22 protein-coding genes are annotated in these 25059 nt (G+C 61.5%); 1 reads left to right on the forward strand and 21 read right to left on the reverse strand.

Going from position 1 to position 25059, the window contains the following annotated elements:
* The 8 genes from OZ428_RS03560 to urtA all read right to left on the reverse strand — a co-directional run bounded on the left by OZ428_RS03560 (position 1) and on the right by urtA (position 7255).
* The gene (locus OZ428_RS03560) at positions 1–513 is read right to left on the reverse strand and encodes a GNAT family N-acetyltransferase (protein ID WP_033897408.1); all 513 of its coding nucleotides are present in this window, start codon (positions 511–513) and stop codon (positions 1–3) included.
* A 9-nt stretch (positions 514–522) separates the two neighbouring features.
* Positions 523–825, reverse strand: a complete 303-nt coding sequence (locus tag OZ428_RS03565) for an urease subunit gamma (RefSeq protein WP_010213535.1) — start codon at positions 823–825, stop codon at positions 523–525.
* Positions 826–828: 3 nt separating this feature from the next.
* Complete coding sequence (locus tag OZ428_RS03570) at positions 829–1668, reverse strand: urease accessory protein UreD (protein ID WP_269132718.1); 840 nt, start codon at positions 1666–1668, stop codon at positions 829–831.
* Between the two features lie 30 nt (positions 1669–1698).
* A complete protein-coding gene (urtE, locus tag OZ428_RS03575; RefSeq protein ID WP_269132719.1) occupies positions 1699–2397 on the reverse strand; it encodes an urea ABC transporter ATP-binding subunit UrtE in 699 nt (232 codons plus the stop codon).
* Positions 2398–2506: 109 nt separating this feature from the next.
* A complete protein-coding gene (urtD, locus tag OZ428_RS03580; protein WP_177074645.1) occupies positions 2507–3340 on the reverse strand; it encodes an urea ABC transporter ATP-binding protein UrtD in 834 nt (277 codons plus the stop codon).
* Positions 3337–4404 (reverse strand): urea ABC transporter permease subunit UrtC, encoded by a 1068-nt coding sequence (gene urtC, locus OZ428_RS03585; RefSeq protein WP_177001547.1) that lies wholly within the window; start codon positions 4402–4404, stop codon positions 3337–3339. Before urtC ends, urtD begins: the two co-directional genes overlap by 4 nt.
* The gene (urtB, locus tag OZ428_RS03590; protein WP_269132720.1) at positions 4404–5906 is read right to left on the reverse strand and encodes an urea ABC transporter permease subunit UrtB; all 1503 of its coding nucleotides are present in this window, start codon (positions 5904–5906) and stop codon (positions 4404–4406) included. Before urtB ends, urtC begins: the two co-directional genes overlap by 1 nt.
* A gap of 83 nt (positions 5907–5989) precedes the next feature.
* Positions 5990–7255, reverse strand: coding sequence for an urea ABC transporter substrate-binding protein (urtA, locus tag OZ428_RS03595; RefSeq protein ID WP_038842928.1), 1266 nt, complete (start codon positions 7253–7255; stop codon positions 5990–5992).
* A gap of 312 nt (positions 7256–7567) precedes the next feature.
* Between urtA and OZ428_RS03600 the strand changes: the two genes are divergently transcribed.
* Positions 7568–11992, forward strand: coding sequence for a DUF4329 domain-containing protein (locus OZ428_RS03600; RefSeq protein ID WP_269132721.1), 4425 nt, complete (start codon positions 7568–7570; stop codon positions 11990–11992).
* 180 nt (positions 11993–12172) lie between these two features.
* Here the strand turns inward: OZ428_RS03600 and OZ428_RS03605 are convergent, their stop codons facing one another.
* The 13 genes from OZ428_RS03605 to cbiE form a co-directional block, all read right to left on the reverse strand.
* Positions 12173–13183 (reverse strand): FecCD family ABC transporter permease, encoded by a 1011-nt coding sequence (locus OZ428_RS03605; RefSeq protein WP_269132722.1) that lies wholly within the window; start codon positions 13181–13183, stop codon positions 12173–12175.
* Complete coding sequence (locus tag OZ428_RS03610) at positions 13180–14127, reverse strand: ABC transporter substrate-binding protein (protein WP_269132723.1); 948 nt, start codon at positions 14125–14127, stop codon at positions 13180–13182. Before OZ428_RS03610 ends, OZ428_RS03605 begins: the two co-directional genes overlap by 4 nt.
* Positions 14124–14912, reverse strand: a complete 789-nt coding sequence (locus tag OZ428_RS03615) for an ABC transporter ATP-binding protein (protein WP_269132724.1) — start codon at positions 14910–14912, stop codon at positions 14124–14126. Before OZ428_RS03615 ends, OZ428_RS03610 begins: the two co-directional genes overlap by 4 nt.
* Positions 14912–17020 (reverse strand): TonB-dependent receptor, encoded by a 2109-nt coding sequence (locus OZ428_RS03620; protein ID WP_269132725.1) that lies wholly within the window; start codon positions 17018–17020, stop codon positions 14912–14914. Before OZ428_RS03620 ends, OZ428_RS03615 begins: the two co-directional genes overlap by 1 nt.
* A 150-nt stretch (positions 17021–17170) precedes the next feature.
* Positions 17171–18553 carry a PepSY-associated TM helix domain-containing protein gene (locus tag OZ428_RS03625; protein WP_269132726.1) on the reverse strand — a complete coding sequence of 461 codons (1383 nt, stop codon included), beginning with the start codon at positions 18551–18553 and terminating at the stop codon, positions 17171–17173.
* Between the two features lie 43 nt (positions 18554–18596).
* A complete protein-coding gene (locus OZ428_RS03630) occupies positions 18597–20657 on the reverse strand; it encodes a TonB-dependent copper receptor (RefSeq protein ID WP_269132727.1) in 2061 nt (686 codons plus the stop codon).
* Between the two features lie 93 nt (positions 20658–20750).
* The gene (locus OZ428_RS03635; protein ID WP_016976979.1) at positions 20751–21140 is read right to left on the reverse strand and encodes a DUF2946 domain-containing protein; all 390 of its coding nucleotides are present in this window, start codon (positions 21138–21140) and stop codon (positions 20751–20753) included.
* Between the two features lie 11 nt (positions 21141–21151).
* Positions 21152–21634 (reverse strand): copper chaperone PCu(A)C, encoded by a 483-nt coding sequence (locus tag OZ428_RS03640; RefSeq protein WP_269132728.1) that lies wholly within the window; start codon positions 21632–21634, stop codon positions 21152–21154.
* Between the two features lie 47 nt (positions 21635–21681).
* Positions 21682–22077 (reverse strand): DUF2946 domain-containing protein, encoded by a 396-nt coding sequence (locus tag OZ428_RS03645; protein ID WP_269132729.1) that lies wholly within the window; start codon positions 22075–22077, stop codon positions 21682–21684.
* A 97-nt stretch (positions 22078–22174) separates the two neighbouring features.
* On the reverse strand, positions 22175–22462 hold the full coding sequence (locus OZ428_RS03650; protein WP_233893633.1) for an addiction module antidote protein: 288 nt from the start codon (positions 22460–22462) through the stop codon (positions 22175–22177).
* Positions 22459–22767 carry a type II toxin-antitoxin system RelE/ParE family toxin gene (locus tag OZ428_RS03655; RefSeq protein ID WP_269132730.1) on the reverse strand — a complete coding sequence of 103 codons (309 nt, stop codon included), beginning with the start codon at positions 22765–22767 and terminating at the stop codon, positions 22459–22461. Before OZ428_RS03655 ends, OZ428_RS03650 begins: the two co-directional genes overlap by 4 nt.
* A 349-nt stretch (positions 22768–23116) precedes the next feature.
* Entirely contained in the window at positions 23117–23836 is a 720-nt protein-coding gene (locus OZ428_RS03660) for a cobalt-precorrin-6A reductase (protein WP_269132731.1), read from the reverse strand.
* On the reverse strand, positions 23833–25038 hold the full coding sequence (gene cbiE, locus OZ428_RS03665) for a precorrin-6y C5,15-methyltransferase (decarboxylating) subunit CbiE (protein WP_269132732.1): 1206 nt from the start codon (positions 25036–25038) through the stop codon (positions 23833–23835). Before cbiE ends, OZ428_RS03660 begins: the two co-directional genes overlap by 4 nt.
* Positions 25039–25059 lie beyond the last annotated feature (21 nt).

Below are 25059 nucleotides of genomic sequence, written 5' to 3' on the forward strand. Positions count from 1 at the left end.
TCACTCCTTGGGCGGTTCGGCGCCCGGGTTCAGGGCCAATTGCATGAAGGTCAGGTCCAGCCAGCGGCCGAACTTGATGCCCACTTGGGGCATCTGCCCGGTGGTGATGAAGCCCTGGCGCTCATGCAGGCGGATCGAGGCCTGGTTGCCGCTTTCGATGGCGGCGACCATCACGTGTTTGCCGCACGCGCGTGCACGTTCGATCAGCGCCGCCATCAGCAACGGACCGAGGCCCTTGCCGCGTTGGTCGCTGCGCACGTACACCGAGTGCTCGACGCTGTAGCGGAAACCTTCGAACGGCCGCCAGTCACCGAAGGAGGCATAACCGGTGACTTCAGCGTTTTCCACCGAAACCAGGATCGGGTAACCCTGGGCATGCCGCGCACTGAACCAGGCCTGTCGGTTGCCCAGGTCCACCGGTTGTTCGTTCCAGATCGCCGTGGTGTTGAGGACCGCGTCGTTGTAGATATCGCGGATCGCCGGCAGATCATTTTGGGTTGCGTCACGAATCATCATCAGGCCTCACGCAATCGGCTGGTGGACGGTGACCAGCTTGGTGCCGTCGGGGAAGGTGGCTTCCACCTGGATATCCGGGATCATTTCCGGGATGCCTTCCATCACTTGCTCGCGGCTGAGCAGGGTGGTGCCAAAGTGCATCAGGTCGGCCACGGTGCGGCCATCGCGGGCGCCTTCCATCAGGGCGGCGGAGATGTAGGCGATGGTTTCCGGGTAGTTGAGCTTCACGCCGCGCGCGAGACGGCGCTCGGCCACGAGGCCGGCGGTGAAGATCAGCAGTTTGTCTTTTTCCCGTGGGGTCAGGTCCATGGTTCAGGTACTCCAGATTCGGGGGGGGACGGCTTCACGGCCCAGCACTGCGGGGCGTAACAGGCGCCATAAATCGATCAGCCAGGCGCGGGCATGCAGCGCTTCGCTGGCCAGGCAGCGGGCGACCAGCAGGCCTGGCAATTGGGTCAGGTCGCCGCGCACTGCGTGGGGCAGGGCGCGGCAGGTGTCGAGTAATTCAGGGTCGATATCGCCCGTCAGCAGCAACGTGGCAAACACCGGTTGCCCGTCCAGGCCGATGGGCGAATCGAGCAAACCATCGCCACCGACAATGCGCTGGCGTTCATGCCAGAGCAACTGGCCGTCGCGGCGGATATCCAGGTGCGATTGGAAGTGGCCGAGGTCGAAACGCTCACCGCTGGCCGGGCGGCCCAGGGCAACCACGTCCCAGTAGAACAAGCGCGCATCGCCTTGCAGTTCGATGCGGGTGGTGAGTTCGGCCTGAGCCGCGCTGAACACGATGGTTTCCTGGGGTAGCCATTCCAGAGTGGCGCCGGCTTCGACAGTCAGGTCGAGCTGCTGGAACGCCGGGCCGCTGGCGCGGTACCACTTGGCCGCGCCGGGGCTGGTCAGTTGCGCCCAGGCGCCGGCGCCGACGTGGGCGCTGATGTCCAGGCGATCACCCCCGGCAATGCCTCCGGGCGGGTGCACGATGATGTGCTGGCACACCTCGGGGCCTTCGGCATACAGGTGTTTTTGCACGCGCAATGGGCCGAGGTGGCGGCGCATCACCGGCCGCGTAGTGTCGCCGAAACGCGCGTAGCCGAGTTCCAGCTCGGCGTGCCAGCTGGGGGTGAACAGGGCAGGAGTAACGGGCAGGTTCATGGTGTGTGCTTATCGTTAGGACGCTACAGATTAGATGGTTACCAGGCCGCGCACACCCTCACTTTCCATATTTTCACCTCGGCCCTGCTGCACGATTTCACCACGGGACATCACCAGGTATTGGTCGGCCAGCTCGGCGGCAAAGTCGTAGAACTGCTCCACCAGCAGGATCGCCATATCGCCGCGCTCCGCGAGTTTCTTGATCACCGCGCCAATCTCCTTGATCACCGAGGGTTGAATGCCTTCGGTGGGTTCGTCGAGGATCAGCAAGCGTGGCCGACTGGCCAGCGCCCGCCCAATCGCGAGCTGTTGCTGCTGGCCGCCAGACAAATCACCGCCACGCCGATGTTTCATCTGTAGCAACACCGGGAACAGTTCGTAGATGAAAGCGGGCACTTCCTTGGCCTCGGAGCCGGGGAAGCGCGACAGCCCCATCAAGAGGTTTTCTTCCACCGTCAGCCGCCCGAAAATTTCTCGGCCCTGTGGCACGTAGGCGATACCCGCGTGCACGCGTTGGTGCGGCTTGAACCCGGTGATGGCGCGGCCTTCCCAAGTCACCGCGCCTTCTTTGGCCGGCAGCAAGCCCATCAGGCACTTGAGCAGGGTGGTCTTGCCTACGCCGTTACGGCCGAGCAGGCAGGTGACTTCGCCGATCTTCACGTCAAACGACAGCCCGCGCAGGATGTGGCTACCGCCGTAGTACTGGTGCAACTTGTCGACTTGCAGCATTTTCAAAACCTCCTGAAATCATGCCTGTGCCCGGCTTTTGTGGTGAGCAGGCTTGCCCTGCGCGGGGCAAGCCCGCTCACCACAAGAGCCAGTGTCCGCATAAAGCGCTTTAGCGGCCCAAGTACACTTCGATCACCCGCTCGTTTTCCTGCACCTGTTCCAGCGACCCTTCGGCCAGCACACTGCCTTGGTGCAACACGGTGACGTGGTCGGCAATCGAGCCGACAAAGCCCATGTCGTGTTCCACCACCATCAACGAGTGCTTGCCCGCCAGGCGCTTGAACAGTTCGGCGGTGAATTCGGTTTCGGCATCGGTCATGCCCGCCACCGGTTCATCCAGCAGCAACAGTTGCGGGTCCTGCATCAGCAACATGCCGATTTCCAGGAACTGCTTCTGGCCGTGGGACAGCAACCCCGCCTGGCGCTGGGCCGAAGCGGTCAGGCGGATGGTGTCGAGCACCTCATCGATACGGTCTTTCTGCTCGCCGCTCAGGCGTGCGCGCAGGCTGGCCCATACGGACTTGTCGGTCTTCTGCGCCAGCTCCAGGTTTTCGAACACGCTGAGGGCTTCGAACACCGTGGGCTTCTGGAACTTGCGGCCGATACCGGCCTGGGCGATCTGCACTTCGCTCAGGCGGGTCAGGTCGAGGTTTTCGCCAAACCAGGCGGTGCCGTGGCTGGGCCGGGTCTTGCCGGTGATCACGTCCATCAGCGTAGTCTTGCCGGCGCCATTGGGGCCGATGATGCAACGCAGTTCGCCGACGCCGATGTACAGGTTCAGGTTGTTGAGCGCCTTGAAGCCATCGAAGCTGACGCTGATGTCTTCCAGGCTCAGGATGGTGCCGTGGCGGGTGTTGAGACCTTTGCCGGCAGCCTGGCCAATACCGATGGCATCACGGCCTGCGCCTGCATCGAAAATAGGTTCAAGCATGACGTTCCTCATTTCTTCAGCAGGCCGATAACGCCCTTGGGCAGGTACAGGGTGACGATGATGAACAGCGCGCCGAGGAAGAACAGCCAGTATTCCGGGAATGCCACGGTGAACCAGCTCTTCATGCCATTGACCACGCCCGCGCCCAGCAGCGGGCCGATCAAGGTGCCGCGCCCGCCCAGAGCGACCCACACGGCGGCTTCAATGGAGTTGGTCGGCGACATTTCGCTGGGGTTGATGATGCCCACTTGCGGCACATACAACGCACCGGCCAAACCACACAACACCGCGCTCAGTACCCACACGAACAGCTTGAAGCCGCGAGGATCGTAGCCGCAGAACATCAGGCGGTTTTCGGCATCGCGCAGGGCGGTTAGCACCCGGCCGAACTTGCTGCGCGCCAGGCGCCAGCCGATGAACAGGCTCGCCACCAACAACAGCACCGTCGCGACAAACAGCACCGCCCGCGTGCCCGGCTCGGTAATGCCGAAGCCGAGGATGCTGCGGAAATTGGTGAAGCCGTTATTGCCGCCAAAGCCGGTCTCGTTGCGAAAGAACAGCAGCATCCCGGCAAAGGTCAGGGCCTGGGTCATGATCGAGAAATACACGCCTTTGATCCGTGAGCGGAAGGCGAAGAAGCCAAACACCAGCGCCAGTAAACCTGGGGCCAATACCACCAGGCACATCGCCCAGAGGAAATGCTGGGTGCCGACCCAATACCAGGGCAATTCGGTCCACGACAAAAAGGTCATGAACGCCGGCAACTCATCGCCGGACGCCTGGCGCATCAGGTACATGCCCATCGCGTAGCCGCCGAGGGCGAAGAACAGGCCGTGGCCGAGGGACAACATTCCCGCATACCCCCACACCAAATCCAAGGCGAGGGCGACGATGGCGTAGCAGAGGATCTTGCCCACCAGGGTCAGGGTGTAGGCCGACACATGCAGCGGGTTTTCCGGTGACAGCAGTGAACACAATGGCAACGCCAGCAACAGCGCGAGGATCACTACGCCCACTGCAATCGTCACCTTCGGGCCAGCCTTCTGCGTGGCCGTGAGCATCAATGGTTGGTTCATCAGTCGATCACCCGTCCTTTCAGTGCGAAGAGTCCCTGCGGGCGTTTCTGGATAAACAGAATGATCAGCGCGAGGATCAGGATCTTGCCGAGTACGGCGCCGATCTGTGGTTCCAGGATCTTGTTGGCGATGCCTAGGCCAAAGGCGGCCATGACGCTACCGGCCAACTGGCCTACACCGCCAAGTACGACCACTAGGAACGAATCGATGATGTAGCTCTGGCCCAGGTCCGGGCCGACGTTGCCGATCTGGCTCAGCGCCACGCCACCCAAGCCTGCGATGCCTGAACCCAGGCCAAACGCGAGCATGTCCACCCGCCCGGTGGGCACGCCGCAGCAGGCCGCCATGTTGCGATTCTGGGTGACGGCGCGCACGTTGAGGCCCAGGCGGGTCTTGTTCAGCAGCAGCCACGTCAGCACCACCACGCACAGCGCAAACGCGATGATCACGATGCGGTTGTAGGGCAGCACCAGGTTGGGCAGCACTTGAATACCGCCGGACAGCCAGGCGGGGTTGGACACTTCGACGTTCTGCGCGCCGAACACCAGGCGCACCAGCTGGATCAGCATCAGGCTGATGCCCCAAGTGGCGAGCAGGGTTTCCAACGGTCGACCGTAGAGGTGGCGAATAACCGTGCGTTCGAGTGCCATGCCGATGGCAGCGGTGACAAAAAACGCCACCGGCAGCGCGATCAGTGGGTAGAACTCGATGGCGGCGGGCAGATAACGTTGCATCAGCATTTGCACCACATAAGTGGAGTAGGCGCCGAGCATCAGCATCTCGCCGTGGGCCATGTTGATCACGCCGAGCAGGCCAAAGGTGATCGCCAGGCCCAGCGCCGCTAGCAGCAGGATCGAACCGAGGGACATGCCGCTGAAGGCTTGCCCGAGGATTTCACCCAGCATCAGTTTGCGTTTGACCTGGGCCAGGCTGGTTTCGGCGGCGGTGTGCACGGTGGCATCGGTCTCGACACCGGGGGCGAGCAAGGCTTCAAGGCGGGTGCGCGCCAGTGGGTCGCCGGTACTGCCGAGCAAGCGCACAGCGGCAAGGCGAACCACGGGGTCAGGGTCGACCAGTTGCAGGTTCGCCAGGGCCAGGCTGAGGGCGGTATGCACCTCCTCATTGGTCTCACTGGCGACCTGCTGATCAAGGAATTTCAGTTGTGCGGGTTGTGCGCTTTTTTGCAGGGTCTGCGCGGCTGCGAGACGCACCTTGGGATCGGCGGCGAGCAGTTGTTGGCTGGCTTGGACGTTGTCGATCAGGCTGCGCAGGCGGTTGTTCAGGCGTACGGTCTTGGTTTCACCGTTGACCGTGAGCTGGCCTTGTTGCAGCGCGTCCACCAACTCAATGCGTGCCGGGTCGGGCTGGGCGGCCCAGTCCTGGAGCAGCTTGGCTTGTTGGCTGGGGTTGGCGGACAGGAAGTCTTCGGCGTCGCTGGCATATACCGCCAGGGGCAGTAATAACAGGATTGCCAGAATGAAGCGGCAGAGGGCAGTGGGCATAACAAAGTATCCTGATCATGCGCGGACTGGCTTTCTGTGGGAGCGGGCTTGCTCGCTCCCACATTTTTTGACCGAGTCGGGCTTTAGTTGCTCTTCACGGCGTAATCCGGCTTCTTGTCATTGCCCGGAATGTACGGGCTCCACGGCTGTGCACGAATCGGCTCCTGGGTCTGCCACACTACCGAGAACTGACCATCCGCCTGGATTTCACCAATCATTACCGGCTTGTGCAGGTGGTGGTTGGTCTTGTCCATGGTCAGGGTGAAGCCCGACGGTGCGGCAAACGTCTGACCGCCCAACGCTTCGCGCACTTTGTCGACATCGGTGGACTTGGCTTTCTCCGCCGCCTGCGCCCACATGTGGATGCCCACGTAGGTGGCTTCCATCGGGTCGTTGGTCACGGCTTTGTCAGCGCCCGGCAAGTTGTGTTTCTTGGCGTAGGCTTTCCAGTCGGCGACGAATTTCTTGTTCACCGGGTTCTCCACCGACTGGAAGTAGTTCCAGGCGGCGAGGTTGCCCACCAGCGGCTTGGTGTCGATGCCGCGCAGTTCTTCTTCACCCACGGAGAACGCCACCACCGGCACGTCGGTGGCCTTCAGGCCCTGGTTGGCCAGCTCTTTGTAAAACGGCACGTTGGAGTCGCCGTTCACGGTGGAGATCACAGCAGTCTTGCCGCCAGCGGAGAATTTTTTGATGTTGGCCACGATGGTCTGGTAATCGGCATGGCCGAACGGGGTGTAGACCTCTTCGATGTCTTTATCTGCCACGCCTTTGGAATGCAGGAACGAACGCAGGATCTTGTTGGTGGTGCGCGGGTACACGTAGTCAGTACCCAACAGGAAGAAGCGTTTGGCTGCGCCGCCTTCTTCGCTCATCAGGTATTCCACCGCCGGGATCGCCTGCTGGTTCGGAGCTGCACCGGTATAGAACACGTTCGGCGACATCTCTTCGCCTTCGTATTGCACCGGGTAGAACAGCAGGCCGTTGAGTTCTTCGAACACCGGCAATACGGATTTGCGCGACACCGAGGTCCAGCAGCCGAACACCACGGCGACCTTGTCCTGGGTCAGCAGCTGCCGGCCTTTCTCGGCGAACAATGGCCAGTTCGAGGCCGGGTCGACGACCACAGGCTCCAGCATCTTGCCGTTCACGCCGCCCTTGGCGTTGATCTCGTCGATGGTCATCAACGCCATGTCTTTAAGCGACGTTTCGGAGATGGCCATGGTGCCGGACAGCGAATGCAGGATGCCGACCTTGATGGTCTCGGCGGCCTGGATCGTCCAGGTCATGCCCATGGCGGCAATGGATGCCGAGAGAGTGAAAGCCTTGATCAAGCTGCGACGCTTCATGGTGCAATCTCCGTGACCGATTTTTTTTGGATGGCTGTTACAGAGGAGATAGCAAAGGCTGTGCCGAAGTTGTCAAAGCCTGGCAGGTGAGGGGCAGAGAGGGGCGGGAAGGGCCATGGCGCGCACCATTGTGGCGCTTGTTGAACGCTCGTGTGCACGGCGATGGGCTGTTGTGGTGCCTGCTGACGTTGTGTGGCGCACGCCAGCAGCCCACGAACAACCGGACTACTTATCTACCGATTTAACGTCGTGCCCGGTGCCGAGAATGAAGCGCCAGGACATTGTGTCCTGGCATCATCTCAAGGAGTGGTCATGGCTATCAGATTGTCACGCGAAGAGCGTGCAGCCAGTTCGAACCGTGGGGCTGCAAAGTTGCCCACGCTAAGCCCGGCGTTTATCAAGGAAACCGATGCGGCCTACTGGGCGCATATGCACATCGGCGAACGCCGTGATGTGGAGTACGGCGGGGTGATTCTGCGCGATTCAGCCGGCCTGTATTTCGCGAGTTACCCGTTTCAAAGTGGGGTCATGCAATTTGACCTGCGCGATATTTTGGCCGTGGGAGCTGACGGCTACTATCAACAGCCACAGGGCTATACCTGTGTGGCCAGTTACCACTCCCATCCTGCCCAACATGCGCTGATCATGAGCCGAAACCCCAGTTTCGATGAGCGCATGACAAAGGCATTTTTGGGGTTTTTCTCCGGTACGGATTTTTACTCGGATGTGCATGATCGAGACTTTTTTCCGTCGGCTTACTTGTCTGGCCCGGACGGTTCGCTGATTCGTCACACCCCCAGCGGTTCGCCGGCGGAATTCAGTTTTGCGTTGTGGGTGCAGGCCGGCAAGCCAGCCAACAATCCTGTCGGGGTTTATGGTCCTTTTGATGAATTCATCAAGAAGGTTTCCAGCTTCGGTTCGCTGAGCTTTATCGTGTCAACCGAGTGGTGGGGCGGCTCCGTCGGGCGCGTACCGGCGGATTGGGTGGTGTTCGAACCCTTTACCTCCTCCGACGTCACCGAGCAGCCGTTGTGTTCAAGTGTGTTTGATCAGGCGAAGCTGGCGGTGATGACGGCGCTACCTTCGCCGGCGCCAGAGGCTCAGGTGGGTTTTGTGCTCAAGCACCTCACCCAGGAACGCTACGTGGCTACCGTGGCAGCCTTCAGGCATGCGCCGTTGTTTGCGTTGGATGGCGTGTTTCCAAAAGGCCCTGACGGTACGCCGCAATTGCCTATCGACTATCGCCTGGAGGCCATTTACTTCAGCGACTGGTACGCCAAAGAGGAGGTGTCGGCCCGGGAAGACTGGCTCGCCAGCGTGTTTTTCTCCCCGGCACAGGTGGTCGCGGCGATTCAACAGGGGCAAAGCACTGAGACGTTGCACGCTCCCAGCCGTGGGCTGGACCTGTACATGCGAGCCTTGGACCACACCCTACTTCAACTCAAGGTGCCTTCGGCGGCGTTGTCCACCGAGCTGTTCAAGCGCGCGAGTGACGGTACGATCAATGACAACGGCGCCCAGGCGGCGCTGACCGCAGGCACCTTGAGCCCACGCAACTATGTGCGCAGGGTGATCGACGCCACGCCGCTGTGGGTGGTGCAGTCCGGAGGGCTGTGGCATGAAGTGGGCGAGGTGAACAATAGCTCGGCGTTGTTGAGCCCACTTAACTCGGCCACACTGAGTCACTCGTTTTTCTCCGCCCGTGATGCGGCGGTGTATGCCCATGAGCAAGTCGGCCATCAACGCCGCTTCTACTACGGAGGCTATGTACTAAAGAGCACGGATGGCCGTTTTGTGATCACCCAACCGCTGGAAAGTGTGGTGCATCCTTTTGCGTCCACGCTGTTTTTTCCAGTGAACGAACCCGGCCCGCTGATTCCGCCAGAGCCTTACGAATTGCATGCTCGCTACGGTTCCCACACGGCGCTGTCGATGGTCGACCCCGAGTGGGTCAAACAGCGGGGCTGGTCACGGGACGAAGCCTTGATCAACTTGCAGGTGTTTTCCACCGATGAGATGTACTCGATCATTCAGGATCGACGGGTGGCGTACTTGTCCGGGGCTGAGGACTGCCTGTTGGAGTACACGCCGAATCAGTCGCCTGAGGAGGCGTTGCTGCTGGCCAATATCGCCCCTGGTGCCGGGGAGAACAGCCTGGGGCGGCGCCTCGATCGCGGCGAGATCCGGCCGGACGATTGGGTGCGGCGCCTGGCCGTGGCGGGGGAGTTCAAGATCGTTCAGGGCAATGCATTGTGGGGGCCACGCTCGGTGGTCTACAGCGATTGGTCACCCAATTTTACCTATGCTCCACGATCCGGCCCGCCTGATTACATAACCTATGGCGGTATCTTTACCAGCGCCGATGAAGCGGCTCGAGACCTGCAAGCGCGCGTGCAGGGGCGTCGATTGCCGGAAGAGGCGTGCTTTGCCTTTGTGCTTAAGCATAAAAGCCGGCCACAGTTCATCGCCACCGAAGTGGTTGGCGCGCGCACCGTAGAAGACCTGTTCAACCTGAACCGTCTGTTTCCCCGTGTACACCGGCGGGACATCTACCAACTGCCCGAGGGGTTTAGGCTGCATTCCTTATTCCGCTTGCAGCAATGGTCGCCTCACTGGCTGTCGGGCGCCTCTGGCTGGTTAACACAGCATTTCGTCATGCCCGACGTATTGTTGGCCGCGCTCACTAGCGCCCTGGAGGATGAAAATGCACGCATGGCGATTTACTTTTCCACGCTTGATGGCGCGCTGTTACGGTACAGACCCTCACCTATAAACCTGGGAAAGGGTGGCGAGGCCGACCGCTTACTGGGAGAGGCAAAAACCCAACTGGCTTCCGGTGCGAAGACACCGCAGGCGTTTATCCAGGACTGGGCGGCCAGGGGCGACCTGCAAGTGGTGCGTGTCAGCCTTTACTGGGACAAGGTCGGGCTGGTCGGTACTGGGTGGAACGGCTATGAACACATTGCGCCGCGCCGTTTGACCCCGTGTTTCGCGTTTGCCGATGATGCCGTGCGCCACGCCCAGACATTGGTCGGCAACGGGCACAAACGCGCGTATGGCGGCGTCGTCCTGCAGTTGGTCAATGGGCTGTTTGTAGCGACAGAGCCCCTGCTGATTCCTCCTGAGGGCGCGACACTGAGTTGGGTCTACCCCGATGCTACGATTGCTACCGGGCTTTACCCTGGCGGCAGTACCCTCGTTGCCAACTATCGGTCGTTGCCGGAGCGAGAGGTGCCCATACTGCTGTCGCCGACGCAAAAAGCCGTTTACCAAAGCATGATTCCCACTGAGGTATTGGCTCATCTACTGCGCCAGACCACTAAGATCAAACGTCAATACGTATTCGGCCCCACCGGTTCGATACTCAGCTATCAGTTGTCAGACACTATTGATGAGGCGCAGCTCAAAAAAAGCCTGAATCTCAATGGCCGCTACACCGGCGACTTCGTTGACAATTTCGCCGAACAGAAAATGCGTACCCAAGCCCTGCTGCCTCAGGACTTCGTCGAGAGCGTGGTCCGCGCCGGCGAATTGCGCGTGGTGCAGGGCGATACCTTGTGGGGTAGTCCCAGGCTATTAAGGTCCAGGTTTGCACTGAATCAATATCAGGCCAAGCCATGGGAGGTTATCTCGGCGGTTGCTGACGCGCCGTGCGGTCCGATTTTTACCCGTGCTTTGGATGCCGTGCGGCATATTCAGCGCCATTGGCAGCCACAGACGCGTGTTGCCATCGGTTATGTACTCAAGGCCTTCGGGCGGGAGTTTTACATGGCCACCCAGCCCCTGCTCCGAGATAGTCATGAGAATATGAGGGCGATTTTCCTTGATGGAAAAGTACCCCAGGGTTATTCCATCGTCGGCGTGTATTTGTGTGCGTCGACCGAAACGATCGCTACGGCTGACGATGCAATGGCCCAGCATTTTTTCGCACCAGCGAGGATTGCCCAAGCGCTGCAGTTCATGACCACGCCTCGCAACGGGAACACGTTGCCGTTGTACCTGCTGTGTGCTGACGGCGCACTGCTCTGGTATAGCGTGCCCAAGACGGCGTCCGTGTCGGAACGCCTGAGCAAGGTGAGTCAGGACGCCACGCAACTGCGAGATGGCACGCTGACGGTGCGTGACTATGTCGTCAAGTTGGCTGAACTGGGTGAGTTGCAAGTCAGGCTCACCAGTGAAATATGGGGGCGCAAGGAGCGTGTCACTGCGCAGTGGCAGCCTAAGCGGGTGGCCCACACGTTTACCAGCGATCCCTATTTCCATTCGTTCTGCGGGCCACTGTTCTTCTTTGCCGACGACGCCGCGCGTTATGCCCAGCAGTTGATCGCACCGTTTCAGGCCAAGACGTATCTGGGGGCCCTGCTGGTGCCCCCGCGCCTATCGGGGTTTGTTGCGATTGACCCGGTGGAGGACCGGCCCGGGCTTGGCAACAGTTCGCTTGAGTGGTTCTTCTGGCCTGGGCATGCCGGGTTCGACGTACCGGCGGGTCACGACCTGCATGACTACAAAATTGCTGCGGTGCATGCGTTCTTCAAGTCAATCCCGTACACCAGCAGTCTCAAACCACTGGACATCAGTCTGCTGCCCAATTTTGTCTCCAGTCAGGACCTGAACAGTTACCTGTCTGTGCACATCAGCAATCTTCCCGACGCCCAATGCATCTATCTCTCTTGCCGGGGGGGGGAGCCTGCTCAAGTACGTACCCGCAGTGTCGAGCGCGGAGTCGACACTGCTTAGCGCTCGGCCTGCGCCTGCGCCCAGTGCATTGGTCAGTCATTTGTGCCGTTTGGGCAGCTTGTCGGTATTGATCACTGACTCGTTCTGGAAAAGGCGAGGGGTGCTGGGGGGCGAATGGGCAACGGTCAGTGGGGAGGCCGGCGAGCCCTGGTATGGGCGTGCAAAAGACGAGCTCTAATCTCAGCGCCTGCGCATCAACCCGATAAAAAACAACCCGCCAATCGCCGCTGTGGCCACGCCGATGGGCAGGTCTTCGGGGGCGATCAGCGTGCGCGCAGCCACATCGACCCAGACCAGGAACAGGCTGCCGAGCAGCCCGCACACCGGCAGTAACCGCCGATGCTCGGCGCCCACCAGGCGCCGGGCAATGTGCGGGATCATCAGGCCGACAAAACCGATGGAGCCGCTGATGGAGACCAGCACGCCGGTCATCAGCGAGGCCACCAGAAATACCTTCAGCCGCACGTTGCGCGCATTCAGGCCCAGGGTTACGGCGGTCTGTTCGCCGGCCATCAGTGCATTCAATGGGCGGGCCATGCCCACCAGTACCAACAGGCCCATCAGCACTGTGGCGGCGGGAATCGACAGCAGTTCCCAACGTGCCAGGCCCAAGCCGCCGAGCATCCAGAACATCACCGCTGAGGCAGCCCGATGATCACCCATGAACAGCAGCAGATTGGCCGCCGCCATCATCACGAACGACACCGCCACGCCGCACAGCAGCAGGCGATCACTCTCCAGCCGACCGTTGCGACTGGCCACCGCCAGCACCACCAGCATGCTCGCCAATGCCCCGATGAAGGCGGCGATAGGCAAGGTCAGCACACCGACGATTTCACCCACATGCAGCACCACGATGACTGCGCCCAGCGTGGCGCCGGAGGTCACGCCGAGTAAGTGCGGGTCGGCCAGCGGGTTGCGCGTGACCGCCTGCAGCACCGCGCCGATCAGTGCCAACCCCGCACCGACCAACGCACCCAACAGCATGCGTGGCACTCGGATCAACCAAACGATATGTTCCTGCCCGGCGGGCCAATTCACCTCACCGATGCCAAAGGCCTTGTACACCAAGATCCGCCAAACAACCTCCACCGGCACTCGCGCCGGGCCGAAGCCCAGCGAGATGACACAAGAAACCAGCAGCACCGCAGCCAGGACGATGAGCAGCAAGGCATAGCGACGGCTGATCATTCGCCGTGGAACCCCTTGGCCAGCGTCTCGACGGCCAGCACGTTATCGATGCCCGGCGTGGCTTGCACATAAGGGATCACGATAAACCGTTGGTTCTTGATCGCGTCCACCGCTTGCAGCGCCGGGTTGTTCAGCAGGAACGCCTGCTTCTGCTCGGCGGTGATCTCGCTGTAATCCACGATCACGATCACCTGCGGGTTGCGCTCCACCACGGTTTCCCAGTTGACGCGGGTCCAGCTGGCATCGACGTCATCGAGAATATTGCGTCCACCGGCCGCCTCGATCAGCGCCTGGGGCATGCCGAGGCGGCCTGAGGTCATGGCTCGGTCTTCGCCGCTGTCGTAGAGGAACACCCGGGGTTTGCCTTCGGGCAGGTTTTTCTGTACCTCGTCGACCTGCGCCTGCATCTGCGCAATCAACGTATTGGCGCGGTCCTGCACGTCGAAAATCTTGCCCAGGTTGCGCAGGTCGTTATAGGTGTCTTCCAGCGTCGCGGCCGGGCGTTTCATCACGAAGGCACAGGATTCGGTCAGCTCGTACACGTTGATGCCCAAGGGTTGCAGGGTGCTGGGCGTGAGGTCACCGCCCACGCGCATGCCGTAATCCCAGCCGGCGAAGAAGAAATCCACGTTGGCGTTGAGCAGGGTTTCCACCGACGGGTATTTGCTCGCCAGCTCCGGCAGGCCGTCGAGGATCTCGGCCATTTGCGGGGTGACTGACTTCCAGCCGGTCACGCCGCTGTAGCCGGCCATGCGCGGCTTGAGGCCCAGGGCGAGCATCATCTGGGTCATGTTGATGTCGTGGCTGACCGCGTGTTTTGGCGCTTCCTGGAAGGTCACGTCGCGGTTGCAGCTCTTGATGGTGACCGGGTAATGGGTCGCTTCGGCGAACGCGTGGGCAGAACCGAAGAGCAACGCGAAAGACAGCAGAGAGCGCAGGATCATGGTTGGGTTATCCAGGTGATTCGGGGGTAGCCGGACAAGGGGTGGGTGTCGATCAATGCTTCGACGCCAAACACCTCGCGCAACAATTCGGCGGTCAGTACATCATGGGGCGTACCGCTGGCGACGATGCGCCCGTGGTTGATCACGTACAGACGATCACAGAAGGCGGCGGCCAGGTTCAGGTCGTGGATGCTGGCCAGAGTGCCGATGTTGAGGCGCTTGACCAGCCGCAGCAGTTCAAGCTGATAGCGTGGGTCGAGGTGGTTGGTGGGCTCGTCGAGGATCAGCAGTTGCGGTTGCTGGGCCAGGGCGCGGGCGAGGATCACACGCTGTTTTTCGCCACCGGAGAGGGTGGCGAAGGCGTGGTCTTCGAAGCCTTGCATGCCCACCGACTCCAGGGCCTGCTGGATCAACTGCCGGTCGTGCAGCGTGTCGCCATCGAACAAGCCCTTGTGGGGCGTTCGCCCCATGGCGACCACTTCATCGACCCGCAGCCCAAAGGCGTCGGGAAACTCCTGTAGCACCACCGCGATGCGTTGCGCACACCATTTTGAACTCTGCTTCCACAGGTTCTGATGTTCCAGCCGCACATCACCCTGTTCCGGTTTGCTGAACCGGTAGGCGCAGCGCAACAGGCTGGTCTTGCCGCTGCCATTGGGGCCGATCAGCCCGACGAACTCTCCCGCACCGACCTGCAGGCTCGCATCACGCAGGTGGAACCGGTGATGGCAGTGGCCGTGATCCGACGGCGTCCAGGCCAGGTCGTTGAGGGTGAGTGAAGTCATCAGAAGCTGTAGTCCGCGGTCACGAAGAATGAGCGCGGCTCGCCGAGGATCCACTGCTGCCCGTCGTTGTACTGGCTGACGGCATAGGTGCGGTTGAACAGGTTGTTCAGTTGCAGGCCCAGGGTGGTGTTGCGCAGGGCTTGCCACGACACGCTGGCGTCGACCACGGTGTAGCTCGGCAGCTCGTTCTGGTTGGCCATGTCGGCATAACGGGCATCGACATAACGCACACCGGCACCGGCGCGGATGTCGTCGGTCACGGCCTTGCTCAGCCACAGGTTGGCGGTACGGCGTGGCACGTCCACCGGGCGGTTGCCGTCGCGGGAGACCTGCACGCCGTTGACGTCCTGGCTGAAGTCGTCGTACTGCGCATGCACGATGGCGGCGTTGGCTTGCAGGGCCCAGGCGTGAGGCAGTTGCAGGTCGAGGCTGGCTTCCAGGCCTCGGGAGGATTGCTGGCCGACTTGCTGCTGATGGTCCGGGTCGCCCGGAATGTCGGTGAGCAGTTTCTTTTTGACGATGTGATAAGCCGCCAAGGTCCATTCGCCGCGTTGGTCCCAGAAGGCTTGCTTGATACCGATCTCCGTCTGCTTGGCGGTGGACAGGTCGAACTGCTGCTGGCTCGGGCTCAGGGAAATCAGGCCGCCGACGCCGTCGGTGCTGGTGGAATACTGACCGTAAACCGAGGTGTCGGGTGTGATCGCGTAGACCAGCCCGGCTTTCCAGTTATTGCCGGTGAGGGTCTTGTCGGTCTGGCTGCCATCGCGCAGGTCCTCGCGCTCGACGTGGGCGTAGTCGCGGCGGATGCCGGTGATCAGCGACAGTTGGTCGGTGAGTTGCAGGCGGTTTTCGGCGAAGCCTGCGACGGTTTTGGTGGTGGTAGAGAACAGTGGCGCGAACGCGTTTTGGCTACTGAACGGCGCAGGCGCCGGGTGATTGATATCGATCGGCTGGCCGCTGGGCAGTACATCGTTGAACGGCGAGTTGCTGGCCAGGCGAAAGCGGATGCGGTCGTATTCCACGCCGGTCACGGTCTGGCTGTCGAGGCCGAACAGCGTGTGCTTGAAGGTGAAGGTCTGGCGATCGCCCACCTGCTCCTGATTGTGCTTGATACCAAAGTTGCCACTGCGTGTGAGCTGGCCGTTGGTGAAGTTGTAGTTCTCGGCGTTCTGCCAGCGGCGCTGGTTTTTCAGGTAGAACAGCTCGTTGGTGGCGCTGACACTGTCGTTGATCTGCCATTCGCTGGTCAGGCGCGTCCATTGGTCGTTGTAGTGCTGGGTATCGTTGTTGACGTTGTAGTTCTTGTCGCGCAGGCCCTTGTGCAATTGGCCGTTGATCAACGGCGTGCCGAAGTAGTTCTGCGGGCGCTGGTCGCCGTAGTCGCTGGCCAGGGTAAAGCTCAGGTTGTCCGCCGCCTGCCAGCGCAGGGCGCCGCTGACGAAGTCGCTGCTGGAGTCGCCACGGTCGATAAAGCCGTTGCTGCGCAGGCGATTGAGGTTCAGGCGATAGCTCAGGGTATCGGTCAGTGAACCGCCGCTGTCCAGGGCTTGCTGCTGGCGATCATAGGAACCGTAGCCCAGGCGGATGTGGTTTTCGATCTCGCCTGCAAACGGCTTTTTCGGCACGGTGTTGATCACTGCACCGGTGGCGCCTTCGCCATACAGCACCGAGGCTGGGCCGCGTAAAACGTCCACCCGCTCTACCGCCCAGATGTCCACCGGGAAGGTCGAGGTGCCCATGCCCATGTACATGCGGTTGCCGTCGTACAGCTGCATCACCGAACCCTGGCCGGTAAATCCACGGGCCGACAACGAGGTGCCGCCATCGCCCGGCGTGCCGGTGCGGCTGATGCCGGTGGCGCGGGAGATTGCGTCTTGCACACTGGCATCGCCGCGTTCGCGGATCTGCGCGCCGGTCTGGCTTTCGACGCTGCCAGGGGTTTGCAGCGACGTGAGGTTCAAGCGCGAGCCGGCGGTGGTCGGGGTCTTGAGGTCGACGCGTTCGTCATCCACCGCGGGCGCGGTGACGGGGCTGGCGGGCAGGGTCAGGGCTTGGGCACTGTTATGCAGGGCGAGCAGGCACAGCCCGGACGCAAGGTACTTGTTCATCGGTCGATCAGTCTTCTAGGAGGAGTACTCGCCGCAGGGCGCGGCGAGCAACGATAACGCAGAAAGTGTTATAAGTTAACACTTATTCGCTGCGCGGCCAAAGTCCGCGCAAGGCTACAGAAGGGCTCTGTGCCGGGCATCTCGCCTGTTTCATGCAGAACCTGAGGCGGATTCACGTTGCGCAAAAAAACGTGAAAGCACCAGGCGGTCCAATGCCCACACCAGGATCAACGAGGCACCCACCAGCGGAAAAATGATCGCCAGGGCGAGCATGATCACCATCGCGGTTTTCCACTTCGGCAGGTCATGGCGCAGCGGCGGAACGCCCAGCCCGCCCTGAGGCCGACGCTTCCACCAGATCACCACGCCGCTGACGGCGCTGAGCAAAATCATCAGGCAGATCAGCAGCACGATCAGCTGATTGACCCAACCGAACATCTTGCCTTCGTGCAGCATCACGCCCGTCTCGGTGGCTCGCGCAACGAGGTTGTAATGTTCCCAACGCACATCGGCCAGCACCTTGCCGGTGTATTGGTCCACATGCAGGGTGGCGTCATTGCGTGGGTCGTTGGCGAACACCGCGACGGTGAATACGCCTTCGGCCGTGGTGGGGAAGGTGATGCTGTAGCCAGGCTCGACGTGGCGTGCATTGGCCAGGTCGACCACCTGCTGCAAGCGCAAGGTGGGCGCCGCCGGACCCGAGTGCATCGCGCCGTGGTTCATGTGTTCGGCATGGTCGCCGGACATCGGCATCGGCGTGTTTTCCATGGCCCAGGGCACGGTCTGTTGGCTGGCGGTATTGAGCACGCGCGCCTCCTGATCGGACTGCGGCACGTTGTTCCACATTGCCGCCGGAAAGGTGTTCCACAGATCAGCGTATTGCTTGCCCCAGAAACCGGTCCAGGTCATGCCGCTGAGCAGCATCACCAGCAAAAGTGACGCGCCCCAGAAACCGGTGACTGCGTGCATATCGCGCCAGAACACCCGGCCACGACTGTTGACGCGCGGCCACAGAACACCCGCCGAGGACTTGCCGCGCGGCCACCACAGGTACAGGCCCGACACCACCAGCATCACGCCCCAACCGGCGGCGAGTTCCACCAAGCGGTCGCCGACGGTGCCGATCATCAGCTCGCCATGCAGGGCGCGGGCGATGGCTTGCAGGTTGTATTTCGAGTCCTGCTCGCCGAGGACCGTGCCGCGATAGGGATCGACGAACACGGTCACTTCGCGGCCTCCGTTGTGCATCACGAATTGCGCACTGCTGGTGGCGTCGGCCGGGGGCAGGTATTTGCTGATCGCGGCGCTTGGGTAGGCGGTTTTGGCGCGTTGCAGTTGCTCGTCGGCGCTCAGGGCGTGCTCGGCGGTCTGGACCTTGAGCAGGTCGCCGTACATCAGCGGGTCGAGTTGGGGTTTGAACAGGTAGATGATGCCGGTCAGCGCCAGCAGCACCATGAACGGGGCGACGAAGAGGCCGGCGTAGAAGTGCCAGCGCCAGGCCAGGTTGTAGAAGGAAATCTTTTGAGTGCTCATCGGGGGCTCCGCAAGGCATTAATTTTTTATGTCCGTGATGCTTTTAGAAGCTCATATCGACTTTGGTCCAGAGCGTGCGCCCCGGCTCCTTGATGGCTTGCGGGTCACTGGCCGGGTAGCCGAACCCGGCGTTGCCGGCCAGGTTCAGGTGCTCGGCGTAGGCCTTGCCGAACAGGTTGTCGACGCCGGTGCTGACCTTGAAGTGTTTGTTGATGCGATACGCCGCGTTCAGCGAGAACACGCCAAAACCGCCGCTCTTGTCGAAGTCCTTGCCGACCACGTTGCCCTTGTTCTGATCGATGCGGTTTTGTGCAGCGACCACACGCCACAGCGCGCCGGCGCTCCAGTCATCTTCGCTGTAGGTCAGGCCCAGGCGTGCATCCAGTGGCGGCATTTGTGGCAGCGCCTTGCCGTCGCTGCTGTTTTTGCCCCAGGCGTAGGCGAGGGTTGCGTCGGTTTTCCAGTGGCGCGTCAGTTTGTACGCCGTGCCCAATTCGCCGCCCATGATGCGTGCGTCGACGTTACGCGCCTGGGAGGTGGTGCCCATCATGCCGGGGCGGTAGTCGAACAGGATGAAGTCCTGCACTCGACCGACGTAACCCGAAGCCCAGGCTTCAAGGTCTTCAGCTTTGTATTGCGCGCCGAAATCGAGTTGGGTGGTTTTCTCTGGCTTCACGCCGTCGAAGGCATTCACTGAACCGCTCGCGCCGGTGTTGGGCGAAAACAGCTCCCAGTAATCGGGGAAACGCTCCGAGTGGCCCAGGCCTGCATAGAGGGTGGTGGGGCTGTCGGCCAGGTCGTGTTCATAGCGCACGAAGCCGGAAGGCAAGGTGTCGGCGCGAGTGTTGTCGGCGGTCGGGTTGGGCCGCGTCATCATGCCGGAGCCGGTGCTCTGCCGGAAGTCCTTGGCCGAGGCGCGGTCCAGGCGCGCACCGGTGATCAGCCGCTCGCGGTCGGCGGCGTACCAGGTGAGTTCGCCGAACACGCCGTAGTTGTGGAAGTTGGCGTCCTTGACCCGTGGCAGGTCCTTGTAGGTATCGATACCCATGCTGCTGCGCTGGCGGTGTTCGTTGGTCTGCGCGTCTAGGCCGCTGATCAACTGCACATCGGCCCAGCGCCAGGTGGCCTTGATCCGCGCGCCGAGGGTGCGACGGTCGACGTTGGACGCCATTGGCCCGGCCATCATCCCGGTGCCGGAGGGCGTGCGCAGGCTGTAGTTGTCCATCACGTGGTCGGCGTAGTTGTAGTAGACCTGGGCTTCGACCTTGTCGAGGACGTCGCCAATATTGGATTTTTCGAAACGCAGCCCCAGGCTTTCCCGCAGGAATTGCGAGCCATCCATGCCACGTCCGGCGTAGCGCGCTTCGCCATCGCCCCGGCCGGCAGTGAGTTCCAGCAGGGTGTCGGCGTCGGGGGTGAAACCGACGGCGACGTCACCGTTCCACTTGTCGTAGCGCGAGGCGACGGTGTCGTTGTTGCCGTCCTTGTAGTCATCGGCATGGGCCTGGTTGCCGATCACCCGTACATAGCCCAGCGGACCCCCGGCGGCGGCATCAATGACTTTGTCGAAACGCCCGTTGGAACCGGCCAGCACACTGGCGTTGAGCCGCGTACCCAGCTCGCCGAATTGCTCAGGCTCACGCTCGAACAGCACGGTGCCAGCCGACGCTCCAGGGCCCCAGAGCACGGTCTGCGGGCCTTTGATGACGGTGAGCTTGTCGTAGGTTTCCGGTGAGATGTACGAAGTGGGCGCGTCCATGCGGCCGGGGCAGGCGCCGAGCATCATGCTGCCGTTGGTGAGGATGTTCAGGCGCGAGCCAAACATGCCACGTAGCACCGGGTCGCCATTGGTGCCGCCGTTGCGCACCAGGGCGAAGCCGGGGATGGTCTTGAGGTAGTCGCCGCCATCGCTGGCGGGCACCGGTTGGCGCGGGTCTTTCGGGTTGGTGATCACAGTCAGCGGTGAGCTGGGGGCGATCGCGGTAATGACGGTGGGGCTCAGTTCATTTTCGTCGGCGTGAGCTACCGGGGCCAGCAGTGCGCCGCACAGAACAGCGAACACGGGAGTACATCCCAAACGGGTGTCAGCAGAAAACCTGGACATGACAAATTCCATCAATCAATCGTAAACAACACGGCCAGCAGCCTGCGGCTGTCTGTCTAGAGTCGGCCGGGGTGAAGTAACGCTGTGAAGTGCTTACGAAGCGATGGGCGGCGCGCGGCTGCGGGCGCCGGGGAAGATGCTCTGCCGGGCATGGCCCAGGCGCGTGGCGGGGGTGAGGGCGTTGGCGGGTGGCGGACTGCTCAGGGTGAAGGTTGAAACGCCGCCGGGCAGGGCGGGGCAGCTGTAGAGCAGGTCGCAATAGCCGCACTTGGACCAGAGGGCGTGGTGTTCGTCAGGGGCTTTGGGGTGATGGGAGTCGCCGTGGTCCATCGGCATGTCCATCGACATACCGGCGTGATGGTCCATCGGCATCGCTTGGGAAATCAGCGGACCGATAAAGATCATTAGCATGGCAAACAGGCTGATCCAACCGCCGCGCCTTACGCGGGCGTGCGGGGAGAGCCTGGCGCGAGGGGCGCCCATCGAATGTCAGCCTATTGCGGGTGCTTGTGCTCGTGGCCGGCCATCGGCGGTACTTTCTGCACCGACACGTCCACCTCGACCTTGCCGGCTTTTTCGAAGGTCAGGGTCAGCGGGAATTGCTTGCCGTCGGCCAACAGGCTGCGGTCTTTGAGGCCCAGCAGCATCACGTGGTACGCCATCGGCGCGAAGGTCAGGTCACCCTTGGCCGGCACGGCGACGCTGGGCACTTGCTGCATCTTCATCAGGTCGCCTTGCATGACGTGTTCGTGCAACTCTGCCTTGTCCGCTACCGGCGTTTCGACGCTGAGCAGGCGGTCCGGGGATTCGCCGGTGTTATGAATCACAAAATAGGCGGCGACAGTCGGCGCATTCGGCGGCAACTCCTGGGACCAGGGTTCGCTGACCACCAGGTCGCCGGCCTTGTAGTCCTCGGCATTGGCAGCACTGAACACCGGCAGCAACAACGCAGCCAGAAGCAGGGAAGATTTGAGCATGGCAGTTCTCCAGAACGGTTCTAAACGCAGTTCACTTGCGAAGAAAATCAGACCGTTGGAGAGGCGCGGGGGTTGAGGCTTGGCCATTGCTGGCGCGGTGTGGGGCTTTGCAGCCGGGGCGGCGGCAAGCTCTGCGAGGTACTGAATTGGGTGAGATACAACTGCGGCGCATGCCCCGGCAACGCCACCAATGGTGCCGAGCCCGAGCAACACCAGCAATGTTGCATGGTGGAATGATCGTCCTGCTGCGGCGCCGGAATCTCCAGCTGGCCCAGGGCGATGGTCTTCAGGCTCGCACCATTTGAGGAACAGAAACTGCCCCACAGCAACTGCTGCACCGGGTCCTGGGACTGTTGCATCGCGCTGGCCATCGGCATGGCAAAGGCGTTGAACAGCACTGCGAGGCAGGCGATCCAGGCGATTGCGAAGCGTTGACGGGCCATGGCGGACAATCCGTAGGGTTAAACGATCAGGGGGGTATTTAGCCTGATCGTGGGGGATAAGTAAAAACAGGGCATGTGGTTTGGTGTCGCAGTGCTATCAGATAGCGGTGGCGTGAAGCTTCAGGCCCAACGCTTTCATGACTTTCATGATAGTCGCGAATTCGGGATTGCCAGTGGCGGAGAGGGCTTTGTATAGGCTTTCGCGACCGAGGCCGGCGTCGCGGGCGATTTGGGTCATGCCCTGGGCGCGGGCGATGTTGTTCAGGGCTGAGCGAATCAGCAAGCCGTCGCCGGAGTCCTCTTCGAAAGAAGCTTCAAGGTACTCGGCCATGTCCTCGGGAGTCTTGAGGTGCTCAGCTATGTCGAAGTCTTTAAATTGAGTCATGAGTCACTCCTTATTCCAAATTCATCGGCTATTTCTTTAGCGCGCTGGATGTCGCGTTTTTGCGTGGATTTATCGCCACCTATCAACAACAGGTAAACCACCTCGTCAACGCGTGTGAAGTAAACGCGGTATCCAGGGCCATAGTGGATGCGCATTTCTGATACGCCATTTCCTACGGGTGCACAGTCTCCGAAGTTACCCCTCGTTGCGTTATCCAATCTTGTCAACACACGACCGCGGGCTGGCCTGCTGCGTGACGAATCAAGCCACTCTTGAAACTCGTCGGATCTCTTGAATCGAATCATGTTCGATCGTATTCCTTGGGATACAGAATGGCAAGTTGCGATGCGCTGCAAAAGCAGTGCGTCTCCATCGCGGATGCTGGTGCGAATTCGCGAGGAGAGAGGTTAGGGCGGCAGCTTTTGGCTGAACCAGCCAGTTGGTTCGGAAGTGTTTGTAGGGGGATTCGGCTTTTATGAGAAGGCCAAATGGTTGGTCATTTTTCGGGTTATTTGAAACGAGAGGAATTGCTCGGCGTTGCGCAATTGATTGAGCTGGCGCAATTGCTCGCGAAGGCGGAGTGTCGGCCAATAGATTTGGTGACTGACGCACAGCCTTCGCGAGCAAGCCCGCTCCCACAGGGATTTGTGTTGGTTAGAGAGTGTTGATTGCCTGTAGTACCTCAGGCATGGTGGTAAATTCTCGATCTACCTGAGCCAAAACGGGCCGCTTCAACACCAACACCGGCACCCCAAGCTCCCGCGCCACTTCTAGCTTCGGCTCCGTCGCCGTGCTCCCGCTGTTCTTGCTGATCAGCACATCAATCCCGCGCCTTTCGAACAACACGCGCTCATCCTCGATCAAGAACGGCCCGCGTGCGCCGATCACTTCACAGCGTTCATTCCCCGGATACACATCCAGCGCACGCAGCGTCCAGAACTGCTCTGACGGGATCTCATCTAGGTGCTGCAACGGCTCGCGCCCCAACGTGAACAACGGGCGCTTGAAGGGTTTCAACGCTTCAATCAATGAAGCCCAATCACGCACTTCCCGCCAATCATCCCCCGCCTGCGGCTGCCACGCCGGTCGGCGCAATGCCCAGCAAGGCACGCCGCTCAACTGCGCAGCCTCGGCCGCATTCCGGCTGATCTGCGCCGCATACGGATGGGTCGCGTCGAGAATCAGGCCAACCCTCTCATCCCGAACAAATTGCGCCAAGCCCTCAGCGCCACCATAACCACCGACCCGCACCTGGCAGATCAGGTCAGTCGGCACACGGCCAACGCCAGCGAGGCTGTAGATATGTTCCGGGCCCAGGGTGCGAGCAATGGTTAACGCCTCAGTCACGCCGCCCAGCAGCAGGATGCGTTTCATAGCGGCTTGACCACTTCCAGCAAGGTAATCGGCAACGCCTGGCGCCATGTATCAAACTCCCCCAACGGCTGCGCCTGAGCGACATGGACGCGGGTCAACTCGCCGCCATGTTGCGCGCGCCAGTTCATCAAGGTCATCTCGCTTTGCAGGGTCACGGCGTTGGCGACCAACCGCCCGCCAGGGCGCAGGTGTTGCCAGCAGGTGTCGAGCACGCCTTCGCGGGTCACGCCGCCGCCGATGAAGATGGCGTCTGGTGCTTCCAGGCCAAGCAATGCAGCGGGGGCCTTGCCGCGAATCAGTTGCAGGCCGGGCACGCCAAGGGCGTCGCGGTTGTGTTCGATCAGGCCTTGGCGACCTTTATCCGCTTCAATCGCCAGGGCGCGGCAGCTCGGGTGAGTACGCATCCATTCGATCCCGATGGAGCCACTGCCCGCGCCCACGTCCCACAGCAGTTCGCCGGGCATCGGCGCGAGGCGGGCCAGGGTCATGGCGCGTACATCGCGTTTGGTCAGTTGGCCGTCGTGTTTGAAGGCTGAATCCGGCAGGCCTGCCAGTCGCGACAGACGGGGTGTTTTGTCAAAGGCCACGCAATCAATGGCGACCAGATTCAAATCGGCGACTGATGCGTGTTGCCAATCAACAGCCAGCCCGTCGATACGCCGCTCATGCGCGCCGCCCAAGTGCTCAAACACACTCATTCGGCTCGGCCCGAAGCCGGACTGAGCCAACAACGAGGCAATCAACGCCGGACTGCGCCCGTCATTACTCAACACCAACAACCGCACGCCACTGGCCAGATGCGCATTCAGCGCCGCCAGCGGCCGGGCGACCACGGATAAGGTCACCACGTCCTGCAACGGCCAGCCCAACCGTGCCGCTGCCAAGGACACCGACGAAGGCGCCGGCAAAATCAGCAACTCTTCAGCCGCCACCTGTCGCGCCAGGCTCGCGCCCACGCCATAGAACATCGGGTCCCCACTGGCCAGCACACAGACCGGCTCGCCGCGCCGAGCCAGCACCGGCTCCAGGGAAAACGGGCTCGGCCACAACGCACGCTCGCCGCGAATACACACCGGCAACAGGTCCAACTGGCGCTGAGCACCTATAATCCGCGTGGCGCGCAGCAGGGCATGCCGGGCATTCCTGCCCAGCCCCTTGAAGCCGTCTTCACCGATGCCTACAACCGTCAGCCAGGGCGACATAAAGATTCCTTGAACGACATC

It is taken from the genome of Pseudomonas sp. GXZC (genome assembly GCF_026967615.1).
Lineage (GTDB): Bacteria > Pseudomonadota > Gammaproteobacteria > Pseudomonadales > Pseudomonadaceae > Aquipseudomonas > Aquipseudomonas azotoformans_A.

Coding starts and splice junctions, on each gene's coding strand:
- OZ428_RS03560 (WP_033897408.1), bottom strand. CDS start 513: ATGATTCGTGACGCAACCCAAAATGATCTGCCGGCGATCCGCGATATC.
- OZ428_RS03565 (WP_010213535.1), bottom strand. CDS start 825: ATGGACCTGACCCCACGGGAAAAAGACAAACTGCTGATCTTCACCGCC.
- OZ428_RS03570 (WP_269132718.1), bottom strand. CDS start 1,668: ATGAACCTGCCCGTTACTCCTGCCCTGTTCACCCCCAGCTGGCACGCC.
- urtE (WP_269132719.1), bottom strand. CDS start 2,397: ATGCTGCAAGTCGACAAGTTGCACCAGTACTACGGCGGTAGCCACATC.
- urtD (WP_177074645.1), bottom strand. CDS start 3,340: ATGAGGAACGTCATGCTTGAACCTATTTTCGATGCAGGCGCAGGCCGT.
- urtC (WP_177001547.1), bottom strand. CDS start 4,404: ATGAACCAACCATTGATGCTCACGGCCACGCAGAAGGCTGGCCCGAAG.
- urtB (WP_269132720.1), bottom strand. CDS start 5,906: ATGCCCACTGCCCTCTGCCGCTTCATTCTGGCAATCCTGTTATTACTG.
- urtA (WP_038842928.1), bottom strand. CDS start 7,255: ATGAAGCGTCGCAGCTTGATCAAGGCTTTCACTCTCTCGGCATCCATT.
- OZ428_RS03600 (WP_269132721.1), top strand. CDS start 7,568: ATGGCTATCAGATTGTCACGCGAAGAGCGTGCAGCCAGTTCGAACCGT.
- OZ428_RS03605 (WP_269132722.1), bottom strand. CDS start 13,183: ATGATCAGCCGTCGCTATGCCTTGCTGCTCATCGTCCTGGCTGCGGTG.
- OZ428_RS03610 (WP_269132723.1), bottom strand. CDS start 14,127: ATGATCCTGCGCTCTCTGCTGTCTTTCGCGTTGCTCTTCGGTTCTGCC.
- OZ428_RS03615 (WP_269132724.1), bottom strand. CDS start 14,912: ATGACTTCACTCACCCTCAACGACCTGGCCTGGACGCCGTCGGATCAC.
- OZ428_RS03620 (WP_269132725.1), bottom strand. CDS start 17,020: ATGAACAAGTACCTTGCGTCCGGGCTGTGCCTGCTCGCCCTGCATAAC.
- OZ428_RS03625 (WP_269132726.1), bottom strand. CDS start 18,553: ATGAGCACTCAAAAGATTTCCTTCTACAACCTGGCCTGGCGCTGGCAC.
- OZ428_RS03630 (WP_269132727.1), bottom strand. CDS start 20,657: ATGTCCAGGTTTTCTGCTGACACCCGTTTGGGATGTACTCCCGTGTTC.
- OZ428_RS03635 (WP_016976979.1), bottom strand. CDS start 21,140: ATGGGCGCCCCTCGCGCCAGGCTCTCCCCGCACGCCCGCGTAAGGCGC.
- OZ428_RS03640 (WP_269132728.1), bottom strand. CDS start 21,634: ATGCTCAAATCTTCCCTGCTTCTGGCTGCGTTGTTGCTGCCGGTGTTC.
- OZ428_RS03645 (WP_269132729.1), bottom strand. CDS start 22,077: ATGGCCCGTCAACGCTTCGCAATCGCCTGGATCGCCTGCCTCGCAGTG.
- OZ428_RS03650 (WP_233893633.1), bottom strand. CDS start 22,462: ATGACTCAATTTAAAGACTTCGACATAGCTGAGCACCTCAAGACTCCC.
- OZ428_RS03655 (WP_269132730.1), bottom strand. CDS start 22,767: ATGATTCGATTCAAGAGATCCGACGAGTTTCAAGAGTGGCTTGATTCG.
- OZ428_RS03660 (WP_269132731.1), bottom strand. CDS start 23,836: ATGAAACGCATCCTGCTGCTGGGCGGCGTGACTGAGGCGTTAACCATT.
- cbiE (WP_269132732.1), bottom strand. CDS start 25,038: ATGTCGCCCTGGCTGACGGTTGTAGGCATCGGTGAAGACGGCTTCAAG.